Raw genomic sequence first — 12,867 nt, 5'->3', positions numbered from 1 at the left:
ATTCACTCCTTTACAGGAAAGAATTATATCAAAAAAGATTACCCTGATTAATGCAAAGTGTAACCACTTATCTGCAACAATTTGGGTAATCTTATTTTAACTTTTATAATAGAAAAAAAGTTTTATAACAATGTTAAAAAGAGAAGTTGATTATTCTAGAAAATTTGAAGAAATATTGAAAAACAGTCGAAATGGGGGATAGTGATTTATTCGAGAAGAAAACTACAAATAACTAGATTTGATTATTAAATATTGATATTAATAAATGATCTTTACTATTGTTTAAATTTAGTATTGGTATATGTAATAAAAAAATTTACTTTAATTATTAAAAAAAATTATATGTATGAAGTGGGAAAGATGTTCTACAAAATCAATATTTTCTATTTCAAGATTAGCAAGTTTCATTGCTTTTACATAGTTCTTATTATAGGCAACACGATCATATAGATACACACAATGATATAATATTGTTAGGTATAAATCGTAAATTTGTATTCTGTTTTTTTGTAATACTCTTTCTAATATATTAAATAAACTGGTCATTTGTTTGTGTGATTTTAATTTGAATTCAGCAAGTTTTTCAACAGTCACATTTGTTTCGATTATAGCGTTTAATATTTGATGATACTTAATAAAGTCTAAATGTTGATAAATTGTTTGACTTATTACTTTTGATAATGAATCAGGATTTATTTTATCACGACTTAAATTATTTACAATATCTTGCAACATTATACCTTGCTTTTGCAAATATATCATCAAAAAAATTTCTTCTTTTGAAGTCACATATTTATAGAGTCCACCTCTTGCAAGATTCATTTCTTTGGCAATCATTGTTAGCGTTATTTCATGGTAAGTTTTTTCATAAAATAATTTATCTGTAGTATCCATGATTTGTTGTATTCGTATATTTTTATTCTCTTGACTTTTTGCTCTAATAAAGTTTTTTTTCATTATCATCACTCTTTCTTTTAGATTATAGCAAACAAATAAAAAAAATTCAATTGACAAGAGACACGATATCACTTATTATGTTTTATATAAGAGACGATATGTCCCTTATAGAAGGGAGAGATATTGTGAAAGATTTTGTATATCAAATGCCTGTAAAGGTATATTTTGGTAAAAACAGTGTCAAGAGATATCTTAAAGACGAATTAAAGCATTATGGCAAGAATATAATGCTCGCTTATGGTCAAGAATCAATCAAAAGAAATGGTATCTATGACGAAGTTATCGAGGTCTTGGGGGAATGCGGAAAGAATATTATTGATTTTCCAGGAATATCAGCAAATCCTACTTATGAAAAAGTTTTGGATGGAATTAAGCTATATAAAGAAAATAATGTTGATTTAATCCTTGCTATCGGTGGAGGATCTGTCATCGATTGTTGTAAAGTCATTTGCTCAGGTACTGAAATTAATGAGGATATTTGGGAAGCTCAATTAGAAAAAGGAGTAATTCCAGAAAATATGGGAAATTTTGCTGTCATTTTAACTTTATCCGGAGCAGGAGCGGAGATGGATTGTTTAGGAGCAGTAACATATGAAAAAAGACATGAGAAGAAAACGTTAACTGGTCCGTATGCTAAATTTGTAATCGAAGATCCAAATTATATTATGACAGTTCCTCTTAAAGTATTTATGCCTGGAGTATTTGACAGTTTGACACATTGTATGGAAACTTATTTTGGAAAAACCACTAATGTATCAGACTTATTGAATGAAGGTTTAATGAAAGATATTATTTACAATATGAGAGAATTGATTCATGGAAATGATAGCTTAGAAGTTCGATCTAATTTAATGTGGGATTCATCATTGGTACAAACATTTTTGTTTAATGTTGGTAAGCCTGGTGACTTTCAAGCACATAAAATTGAAAATGCATTAGGAGCTTATTCTCATGGTACACATGGACAACAACTTGCAGTTATTCAACCGGCGTACTATAGAGCCGTTTATAAGGGAGATATATCTAAGTTTGCTAGATTTTCACGTGTTATTATGGAAATTCATGATAAAGATTCAGAAGAAAATATAGCATTAAAAGGAATAGAGGCATTAGAGAAATTAATCAAGGAGGCTCAACTGTCAACTACATTTACAGAATTAGGATATGAGCTAACGGAAGATATAGCAAGAACTGTGTCTCAGACATGTGAGATTTCTAATACAGGTCCTAGAGAATTAACAAGAGAAGAGATATATGAATTATTATTGCGTTGCAAATAGCGATATTGTATTGGTTTGATTAGAGAGAAAGGAAGGCATTATTATGGTCAAACATCTATATTTAATGAGACATGGAGAAACGTTATTTAATGTAAGAAGAAAAATTCAAGGATGGTGTGATTCTCCATTAACGGAAAACGGAGTAAAACAAGCAAAGGCAGTTCGAGAAATTTTAAAAGATATTCAATTTGATCATTATTATAGTTCTACAGCTGAGAGGTGTTGTGATACGCTAGAAATAGTTACTGATCATAAGGTTGAATATAAACGATTAAAACAGCTAAAAGAAAGAAATTTTGGTATTTTTGAGGGTGAAAGTGAAGATTTAAATCCTAAAATAGATTGGTCATTTGATTATGATGATTTATTCCCACATTATGGTGGAGAGTATTTTCAAGATGTAGTTGATAGGGTGGCAGGTATCTTAAAAGAAATTATGGATAAGATGGATCATCAATGTGTACTTGCTGTTTCGCATGGAGGAGCGTGTTATTCTTTTTTAAGTAGTGTAACGGATCCTAGTGTTGTAAATAATCAAGGTGGATTAACTAATTGTTGTATTTTGCATTTTGAATATGAAAATGATACATTTAGATATATTGACAGTATAAGACCAGACTTTGAAAGTTGCAAATAGATTTCTATCGTGTTTACTTATCATTAGAGTAAATGTGTACTTTTATTATCTTTATTAAAAACGTACTAATTATTAAAATAAACACATAACATGAATATAAAGTAGTGGCATACATTCTGGCATACAAGATAAGATAACTATATATAAAATCTACAAGCTATATATTTTTTTAGTCGTTTACTAATACAAAATAACATGTAAAAATATATATAAAAATTATGTATGAATTGAAATGGATTTAGATTATGTAGAAGCATTAGAATACGGATTACCACCAACAGGTGGAATGGGTATGGGTATTGATAGATTAGTTATGTTATTAACTGGTCAAGAATCTATCCAAGAAGTTATCTTATTCCCTCAAATGAAACCAAGAGGAAAATAATTGATAAATTAAAAAGTATAAAATAGCAAAAAATTGGCATACTTGAAATTAGGCGGTTATATGTTATAATCTGCTTGTAAATCGAAAAGTATTGTATCAAATGCAAAAAGGTAAGGAGTCGCATTCCTTACCTTTTCTAGTTTTTAGAGTGAACTTAACATCAGTTTAGTTATCGTTATAAATATCTATCTAGCTATTTGCATATGTAATATACAATTACCCTTACCATGACAGAAATAACCTGATTATAAAATACAGATGATTTGTCATTAAATTGTAGATAAATATTAATTTTAATATAATAATTTAACTATTTTTATTAGGATAGTCAGTTATATTACAATTATTTTCTATTATTATAAAATAGTAAAGATTAATATAAAATATACAATTAAAAATTGTTGTAAAAATAACATAGTTGCGTATAATATAAGTGAAAAAGGAGCTATCGTTAAGTAGTTGTTCCAAGAATAAAAGTTATTCAAAAAATATAACCGTTACAATTGATGTTGGGCGGTTATTTTCTTTTGGTAATCTTTATAATTAAAGAGATTAATGCAATATGTATCGCAACAAATTAAAATAAATCTTCATATATTATCATAAGTATCTAAAGCAGTAATGATTTAATAACATTTTATATAAAAAAGAATATGAACTGTGGATAATATCAGATAACTAGTATTTCATTGCAAAAAGATAGCAATCATAGTAAGTGGATATTATAATTATAGATATAAATGATTACAGTTTGAAAGGAATAATAATATGAGATTATAAACTACTTATATATGTGTTGAAGATATAGAAAAATCTTTGAATTTTTATAAATTACTTTTACAAAAAGAACCATTATATTGCAATGATGATAGGTGGATAGTATTTGATTGTGGTAATCAGTTAGCGCTTTATAATAAAAAATATGATAAAAAGCTTTTAAAAGAGGAACAGGATATTCATTTTAATCAAGCTTATATTGATGATTTTTTTAAAGAAGATGGTTATAAAAAGAATAATGCTGTTATTTTTAATTTTGAAGCAGATGATTTAAAAAGTGAGTACCAAAGAATAAAGTCATTGAAAATAGGAAAGGTTTCTCAAATAATGTATGTGAATATTCGTATGCCGTATTATTATTTTAATGTAATCGATCCAGATGGTAATATTTTAGAAATAACAGGGAGTTATTAATATAGTAGTTAAATTTGTAAATGATATTAAAAATTAATGCCGATTAGCTAAGAAAATGCAATATTAAGAATATCTATAATGATAGCTTCGAAGAAGATGTTGGAAAAGCAGAAGTAATTGAAATTTATAATTAGAGGTGTAAATATGTGGTGGATAATATTAGTTATAATTGCTTTGTTAGTATTTATGTTTATAAGAGCAGTATATATAAAAAAGAAGTATTGTTTTAAATGTGAGAAGTGTAAATGTAAATGTCAGCCATCTATCTTTAATATAGTTGGTAATTTAAATAATTATGTGGGAACAATTTATTTAAAATGTCCTAATTGTAAAGATAAACAAAAAATGATATTAATAAAGAAAGAAAAATAGTTAATGATATATTAAACGAGGGGGAAAAATTGTGGCGATTTTGACAGAAAGTATAGCAATATTTAAATATTTTGAAGAAATTTCTAAAATTCCTCGGGGATCTTTTCATGAAGAAAAGATAAGCAATTATTTAGTTGAATTTGCTAAAAAGAATAAATTGAAATATTTTCAAGATGATATGAAAAATGTCATTATTTATAAAGATGGTACTAAGGGGTATGAAAATCATCCACCAGTAATGTTGCAAGGTCATATAGATATGGTTTGTGAAAAAGACTATGATTATGACCATGATTTTGATAATGATCCTTTAAAATTGTATGTTGAAGATGGTTATTTACATGCAAAAGGAACTACTTTAGGAGCTGATGATGGTTATGCTATTAGTTATATGTTAGCAATCTTAGAAAGTAAAGATATTGATCACCCACCACTTGATTGTGTTTTTACAGTTCAAGAAGAGGTAGGAATGTTAGGAGTGCGAAACATATCGGCTGATAAAATTCGTGCTAAACGAATGATTAGTATGGATACTGGAAATGAAGCGGTAACTTGTGTTTCTTCATCAGGTGGAAGAAGGGTTACTGTAACAAAAGAACTTAATCAAATTAATAATAACTGGGATACTTATAGATTAAAGATTGAAGGATTATTAGGTGGTCATTCAGGAAAATTTATTAGTAAGGAAAGAGGAAATGCTAATAAAATTGCTTTTAGAATGTTACAGCATCTGTCTAAGAAAACTAAAATACGATTAGTTAATATAACTGGTGGTCTAAAAGCTAATGCTATTGCTAGAGAGTGCGTTGTAGAATTCGCTGTTGATACTTCGTTATCAGTTGTGCAACAAATATTTGAAAATATTATGACTAAAATCAAAACAGAGTTAGAGTTTAGTGATCCTGATTTGACATATTCATTAAACCAATTACCTAAAAAAGCACCAGTTTGTTTTGATGAAAAAACTAGTCAGGAAGCGATTGATTTAATTTATTTATTGCCTGATGGTTTTAAAGCAAAAAGTATGGTTATTGATGATCTTACAACGGTATCATTAAATTTAGGACAAATGGAAGTTGTTGATAACAAGATAAAATGTCACTATTTAATTCGTAGTCCTTTGACTAGTGCTCGTGAAGAATTAACTAATGAAATCAAACTGTTGACATCATTATTAAATGCTAGTGTACAAATAGAATCGGATTATCCTGGGTGGAATTATGAAGCTAATTCATTCATGCGAGATATTTTAAAAGAAGTTATTAAAGAGCAGTTAGGTACTAAAATGATAACTCAAGCTAGTCATGGCGGGTTAGAAATTGGAATTTTAAAAGGGCTTATCCCTGAATTAGATATTATTACTATCGGACCTGAATGTTCAGGAGCCCATACACCAGAAGAAAAAATGAACCTAGCTTCTTTTTTAAAGATGTATGAAGTATTAAAAGCGATATTAAAGAAACTGTAAAAAATCTTATCAAAAAAAGATATTATTAAATAGAATTATTGCTTTTAAAAGATTAATATGTTGGAGTTAAAGCAAAAGGTGGCTATATTTAAAAAAGACCACCGATAGAGCACCGATAGACCACCGATAGAATTAACCGAATCGAATAAAATGGTTTATTAGATAAAAAATTGTTTTAAAATTTATTTGTTATACTAAATAAAGTAATAAATTGTATGATGCGTATTTATTAATTTTCAAGCAGGTTTTACAATGATCTTAAAAACATTGGGTTGATACTGATTGTAAGACTAGTGAAATGGAAGTTGCTACAATAATTGAAAACTGTTTACCATCAGTTCTTGCTAAAAGCAAAACAACCACCAAAAAAGCTTTATAAATTTTATTTAGTTTTGGATAAAAGAATAATAATTTAAAAGGATAATTAATAGCATTTAAATGTTAATTATTCTTTTTTTATTAACTTTAAGATAAATACATATATACTTTTGTTGAGGGTAAATAAAAGTTAGAGGTGATAATGATGACGTATAAATCCGAAGATATAAAAAAAATGAACAGCATTGAATTATTAAAAAATTTGTATCAATTAAATAATGCAACAATGGCCGAGTTAGTTGCTCAAACATCATTTTCACAATCTTCAGTAAGAAGTATTTTAAAAAGTTTAGAAAATAAAGGAATACTAACTTTGCAAAATGTAGATCAATCTAGTGGGGGTAGCTGTCCAGGACGATATACTTTTTCTAAAGAACATTTTCAAATCTTATCCGTATTTGTTGATGAAGGAACTGTAGATTTAAAATTGAAAGATATTTTAGATAATACTATTTTTCATAAGCATATAGTTTGTTCACTTAATGAAGAATTAGAAAATATTATTATCACTATAACAGAAAAATATGTAGTTAATTGTATTAGTATTGCTTCAAGTGGAGTTATTCAAGATGAATGTTTTTATACAGATCATGGTGAGTATATGACAAAACATGAAATTGCTCTAAATTTAAAAAAGAGAACGACGATACCAATTATAATTGAAAATGATGTTAATAGTATGATGATGTCAATTAAGGCCAAACAATCTTGTAATAATTTAGCGTATATTTATATGAGTGAAACTGGGATTGGAAGTGCTTATTATGTTGAAGGGAATATAATCAAAGGTCATCAATCATTTTCAGGTGAGCTAGGATTATTACCATATCAAAATCAAACAATTAATGAGGTGATTGCTAGTAAATCAGCTAAAGAGGTTTTAGAGGATATGTTTGTTTTAATTTTAGTAGCTGTAGCGGTAACGATTGATCCTGAAAAGATAATTATCGCAATGAAAAAAGATAATAATCTATCACTAACTAAAATTAAAGAAGGAGTTAGTAAATCTTTAAGCAAACGCTATTTAATTAATCTTGAAAAGTCAACTAACCCGTTAGAAGATGGACTTGATGGTTTGCATTATTTAGGAATATTAAAATTATTTGATTTATATACAGACTATAATAGGGAGAAAAGAAATGGATAAAAAAATATTTTTCTTTGATTTTGATGGAACTCTTAGAATTGAAGAAACAGATGAAATAACTAAACAAACATATGATAGTTTTGCACAATTAAAAGAGGCAGGACATTTAATTTTCTTAAATACAGGAAGAAGTTTTAATGCTTTAGGAGCGCAAGTCTATACTTTACCTTTTGATGGTTTTATATGTGGTTGTGGAACATATATTCGTTATCAAGATAAGGTTTTATTAGAAGCAAAATTACCAGAAAATCAAATTAAAGAAGTATTAGATTGTTTAAATACTTATCAGATTGAAGCTTATTTTGAAGGACATAATGGGTTATTTTGTAATGATATTACATCTGATTATATGAAAAATCAGATTGAAAGTATTGAAAAAAGAGGTTTGAAATTTTTACCAGTAACTGACCCAAGTTTTCATTTTGTCAAGATGTCAATTCACTATCCAAATCAAAATGCTAGAGAAAATTTTGAAAAAGAAATGGATAAATACTTTGATTTTATTAAAAGAAATGAAGATGAAACAGAGGTAGTATTAAAAGGATATTCTAAGGGAAAAGCAATGAACAAGTTATTAGAATATTTTAATATCGATAAAGCTAATAGTTATGCTTTTGGAGATAGTAATAATGATGAAGAAATGTTATTAGCTGCTGGCAATAGTGTTTTGATTGGTACTGCAGCTAAGCATTTAATCGATAAAGTTACTCATGTTTCTAAAGATGCCAAACATGATGGTGTTAGTTATGCATTAGTACAATTAGGTGTTTTGACTAAAAATATTAAAGTTTAGGAGGTAAATTTATGCAAAATAGTCCTAGAATAGAAACAGAAAGATTTATATTGAGAAAGTTTAATGATAATGATATTAATGATTTACATGAAATATTAAAAGATGAAGTAGTAAATACATATTTACCATGGTTTGTCAGTAAAACAGTAGATGATACTAAAAGATTTTTAGAAGATAGAGTTTATCTAGAATATCAAAAAGAAGTTTCTTATTTTTACGCTATTGAAGCTAAAGATAGTCATAAAGTAGTTGGATACGCAGATGTTACTGATATTGATTTAGAAGAAAAATGTGGTGATTTAGGTTATGGGATTCATCGAGATTATTGGAAAAAAGGGATTGCAAGTGAAGTAAGTCTTGCAATGTTAAAACAATTAAAAGAAGATGGTTTTGCTTATATTCATGCAACTTGTGATCAAAGAAATATTGGCAGTGGTAAAGTTATGCAAAAATGTGGCATGAAATATATGTATTCATATGAAGAACAATGGCAACCTAAAGATATTTTGGTAGTATTTAGAATGTATCAGATTAATTTAGATGGTAATGAAAAAAGAGTATTTAAAAAATATTGGGATATGTATCCAAATCATTATATTGAAGAAAATATTTAATATAGATATTAAATAATATAAATAAAGAACTTGATTCTTAGGATGTAAAAGAAACAGGTTCTTTTTTATTGCACAAAAAATTTTTTAGTTACAACGCAACAATTTGATGATTTTAACATTTTAGAAACAAATTATAAATTATTCATAAATAATTCAATGATATTTTATACCTGTCAAAACAAAGGAGGTATAAAAGATGGCTAAATCAAAATTAGTTAAGGTAAATGAAAAGATTGCTGATGAAGTTGTTAGTGATTATAAAAAAATTTAAAATGGCTTCGTTGATGGATTTAATAAAATATCTGATCGCTTTGTTGAAAATTATTTAACTAAAGATGGAGAATCAGTAGATGAAGCTAAAGTAAGACTTAATCAAGAAAAAAACAAAGAGCTAAAAAAAGAAAATAAAAAGGTAGTGTCAAATAAGTTATGAAAAAAAGTAATTTTGTTGCAATGATTTTAGGTATTATTGGAGGTATTTTATTTGCACTAGGGGCTTGTATGACTATGATTCCAGAATGGAATGCTTTTCAACCAGGAATTGTTATGGGAGTTGTCGGTTTAGTTGTTTTATTAATTATGATTTTAATTTGGCGTAAGATGGAAAATAAAAGTCCAATTAAGTTATCTGGTAAAACTATTTTAGCAACATTAATAGGTATTGTCGGTGCATTATTATTTGGTGTAGGAATGTGTATGGCAATGGTATGGAGTAACATGATTGTTGGTATTTGTGTTGGTATCGTAGGAATTGTAGTGTTACTTTGTTTAATTCCTTTTGTAAAAGGATTAAAATAATTTTGAGTAATTATTGATTTTATTTATATAATTTATGGGTAAAAGAAGGTTTGGGATAATCTTCTTTTTTATATAGAACTTGAAATTTAAAAACAAGTAGCTTTAATTAATGCTTTTTAGGTATAACAATCTATAAAAGATAAGTATTGGCTATTTTGGTTTAAAGAAGCTAAAATATTAATCGAAGGAGTGATAGAAATGTTAGGTAATTTTGAATATTCTAATCCAACAAAATTGTATTTTGGAGAAAATTCTTTAGATTTTTTAAATCAGGAATTAGCTAAATATGGTGATAATGTTATGCTGGTCTACGGTGGTGGATCAATTAAGAAAAATGGTATTTATGATCAGGTTGTAAATATTTTAAAAGCCAATAACAAAAATATTTTTGAAGATAGTGGTGTAATGCCAAATCCAACAGTAGAAAAATTATACGAAGGATGTAAAATTGCAAAAGAAAATAACGTTGACTTGATCTTAGCTGTTGGTGGCGGTTCAGTGTGTGATTATTCTAAAGCTGTTTCTGTATCAGCATATTGTGAAGAAGATCCTTGGGACAAATATTATTTAAGAATGGAAGATGTTGATAACAAAATTATTCCTGTTGGTTGTGTATTAACAATGGTTGGAACTGGTTCAGAAATGAACGGTGGTGCTGTTATTACAAATCATGAAACTAAATTAAAAATTGGACATGTTTTTGGTGACAATGTTTTCCCTAAATTTTCAATTTTAAATCCAACTTTCACATATACTCTACCAAGATATCAAATGGTAGCTGGTTTCTATGATATTATGTCACATATCTTAGAACAATATTTCTCTGGTGATGATGATAATACTTCAGATTATATTGCTGAAGGTTTATTAAAATCATTAATCAATAGTTCTAAAGTAGCTATTAAAGATCCAGAAAACTATGAAGCACGAAGCAATATTATGTGGATTGCAACATGGGCTTTAAACACATTGATTGCTAAAGGTAAAGCAACAGACTGGATGGTTCATATGATTGGACAATCTGTAGGTGCCTATACTGATGCTACTCATGGTATGACATTAGCAGCAGTATCAATGGCATATTATCATCATATTATGGAAGCTGGTTTACCAAAATTTAAACGTTATGCAATTAATGTTTGGAATGTAAATCCTGAAGGAAAAACTGATTTAGAAATTGCTAATGCCGGTTTAGATGCAATGGAAGCATGGATGAATGAAATCGGCTTAGTAATGAATCTTACTGATTTAGGAGTAAAAGAAGACATGCTTGAGGGTATCGCTGATGGTACATTTATCAACCAAGGCGGTTATAAAGTTTTAACACATGATGAAATTGTTGAAATATTAAAAGAAAGTATGTAAAACTATAAATTGAATAACACAACTATATAAAAAGATATCCTAAAATAATTGGGATATCTTTTTATTATATTTACAACAAAAGAAAAGCCTGCTTATCTTGATAACAAAGTATCTTTAACTATATAATTATATATTATAAGCTGAAAAAAATTTACTTTACTAGAAATAGACATAAATAAAATAAGTGGTAAGGTAGAAAATGGAGGTAATTATGAATATACAAACATTATTAGAAAAAGCAGATACAGTTATTAAAGATGAAAAGTTAAAAGAAATGTTTAAAAAATGTTTTCTATCAACAATAGAAACAAGTATGAAAGTTGAAGGCGATAAAACTTATATTATCACTGGTGATATTAATGCTATGTGGCTACGTGATTCTAGCTGTCAGGTAAATCATTATCTAGACTATATTAATGATGATGAAGATCTAAGATTAAAAATCAAAGGATTGATTAAAGCTCAAATTGATTATGTTTTATTAGATCCTTATGCTAATGCTTTTTTAAACACTGAAGATACTATAAGAGAATATCATGATACTACCATCATGAAACCATATGTATGGGAAAGAAAATATGAAGTTGACTCATTATGTTATCCAATCAAATTAGCCTATCAATATTATCGTCAGTGTAATGATGCTTCTATTTTCGATCAAACATACTTACATTTTATTAATGTTTTCTTAGATACAATTGAAACAGAACAATATCATAGTCAAAAATCATCATATACATTTGAAAGAGATATGGCTAAAAAATGGAATCTAAGAAAAACAGAAACATTACAAAATCATGGTCATGGTTTTGATACCCGTTATACGGGAATGACATGGAGTGCTTTTAGACCAAGTGATGATGCTTGTGCTTTAAATTATAATATTCCTGGTAATATGTTTTGTAGTGTTGTTTTAGGATACTTAGAGCAAATTGTTGATGAAATATACCATGATCAATATTTAAAGGAAAGAATTATTGATTTAAAATTTCAAATCGATTATGGAATTGAATTATTTGGGACTTACTTACATCCTAAATATGGTAAAATTTATGCTTATGAAACTGATGGATATGGTAATCATGTGCTAATGGATGATGCTAACGTTCCTAGTTTACTTTCAATTCCTTATCTAGAATATACTGATATTGATGATGAAATATATCAAAATACTCGTAAATTTATTTTAAGTAAAGATAATCCATATTATTATCAAGGAAAACTGGCAAAAGGAATTGGTTCACCCCATACTTGGAAAGAATATGTTTGGCCAATAGCACTTACTATGCAGGCATTAACTTCTAATGATCCTGATGAAATTAATGAACTTATTTCAATGATTGTAAATAATACCGGTAATACTGGATATTGTCATGAAAGTTTTGATGTAAACGATGATAGCAAGTATACTAGAGAGTGGTTTTGCTGGGCTAATTCATTATTTGCAGAATTGATTATTAAAACATGTCTTAAATAATTGTT

The 12,867-nt window shown here is 27.5% G+C and carries 12 protein-coding genes and 1 pseudogene; 12 read left to right on the top strand and 1 reads right to left on the bottom strand.

Annotated elements, in window-relative coordinates; translation table 11 throughout:
• Positions 1–321: 321 nt before the first annotated feature.
• Complete coding sequence (locus B5F09_RS08685) at positions 322–957, bottom strand: TetR family transcriptional regulator (protein ID WP_158095223.1); 636 nt, start codon at positions 955–957, stop codon at positions 322–324.
• A gap of 125 nt (positions 958–1,082) precedes the next feature.
• Here B5F09_RS08685 and B5F09_RS08680 point away from each other — a divergent pair, with 125 nt between their 5' ends.
• The 12 genes and pseudogenes from B5F09_RS08680 (at position 1,083) to B5F09_RS08620 (ending at position 12,862) form a co-directional block, all read left to right on the top strand.
• Complete coding sequence (locus B5F09_RS08680; RefSeq protein ID WP_158095833.1) at positions 1,083–2,237, top strand: iron-containing alcohol dehydrogenase; 1,155 nt, start codon at positions 1,083–1,085, stop codon at positions 2,235–2,237.
• Positions 2,238–2,280: 43 nt separating this feature from the next.
• On the top strand, positions 2,281–2,874 hold the full coding sequence (locus B5F09_RS08675; protein WP_087301984.1) for a histidine phosphatase family protein: 594 nt from the start codon (positions 2,281–2,283) through the stop codon (positions 2,872–2,874).
• Between the two features lie 229 nt (positions 2,875–3,103).
• A pseudogene (locus B5F09_RS08670) lies at positions 3,104–3,259 on the top strand (amino acid--tRNA ligase-related protein); the annotation flags it as partial.
• 816 nt (positions 3,260–4,075) lie between these two features.
• A complete protein-coding gene (locus B5F09_RS08665) occupies positions 4,076–4,450 on the top strand; it encodes a VOC family protein (RefSeq protein ID WP_239404296.1) in 375 nt (124 codons plus the stop codon).
• A gap of 144 nt (positions 4,451–4,594) precedes the next feature.
• Positions 4,595–4,822, top strand: a complete 228-nt coding sequence (locus tag B5F09_RS08660) for a hypothetical protein (protein ID WP_087373637.1) — start codon at positions 4,595–4,597, stop codon at positions 4,820–4,822.
• Positions 4,823–4,853: 31 nt separating this feature from the next.
• Positions 4,854–6,290 (top strand): beta-Ala-His dipeptidase, encoded by a 1,437-nt coding sequence (pepD, locus tag B5F09_RS08655; RefSeq protein ID WP_087373635.1) that lies wholly within the window; start codon positions 4,854–4,856, stop codon positions 6,288–6,290.
• A 523-nt stretch (positions 6,291–6,813) separates the two neighbouring features.
• On the top strand, positions 6,814–7,815 hold the full coding sequence (locus B5F09_RS08650; protein WP_158095832.1) for an ROK family protein: 1,002 nt from the start codon (positions 6,814–6,816) through the stop codon (positions 7,813–7,815).
• Positions 7,808–8,608, top strand: coding sequence for a Cof-type HAD-IIB family hydrolase (locus B5F09_RS08645; RefSeq protein ID WP_087373631.1), 801 nt, complete (start codon positions 7,808–7,810; stop codon positions 8,606–8,608). Before B5F09_RS08650 ends, B5F09_RS08645 begins: the two co-directional genes overlap by 8 nt.
• A gap of 11 nt (positions 8,609–8,619) precedes the next feature.
• Positions 8,620–9,222 carry a GNAT family N-acetyltransferase gene (locus B5F09_RS08640; RefSeq protein WP_087373630.1) on the top strand — a complete coding sequence of 201 codons (603 nt, stop codon included), beginning with the start codon at positions 8,620–8,622 and terminating at the stop codon, positions 9,220–9,222.
• A 429-nt stretch (positions 9,223–9,651) separates the two neighbouring features.
• The gene (locus tag B5F09_RS08630) at positions 9,652–10,020 is read left to right on the top strand and encodes a hypothetical protein (RefSeq protein WP_087373628.1); all 369 of its coding nucleotides are present in this window, start codon (positions 9,652–9,654) and stop codon (positions 10,018–10,020) included.
• Positions 10,021–10,218: 198 nt separating this feature from the next.
• Complete coding sequence (locus B5F09_RS08625) at positions 10,219–11,385, top strand: iron-containing alcohol dehydrogenase (protein WP_087302005.1); 1,167 nt, start codon at positions 10,219–10,221, stop codon at positions 11,383–11,385.
• A 211-nt stretch (positions 11,386–11,596) separates the two neighbouring features.
• Positions 11,597–12,862: a glycoside hydrolase family 125 protein gene (locus B5F09_RS08620; protein WP_087373626.1), complete on the top strand. Its 1,266-nt coding sequence runs from the start codon at positions 11,597–11,599 to the stop codon at positions 12,860–12,862.
• Positions 12,863–12,867 lie beyond the last annotated feature (5 nt).

It is taken from the genome of Erysipelatoclostridium sp. An173 (genome assembly GCF_002160495.1).
GTDB classification, from domain to species: Bacteria; Bacillota_I; Bacilli_A; order Erysipelotrichales; family Coprobacillaceae; genus Thomasclavelia; species Thomasclavelia merdavium.
The sequence above is the reverse complement of the archived record's forward strand: the minus strand, read 5'-3'. Positions and strand labels throughout refer to the sequence as shown.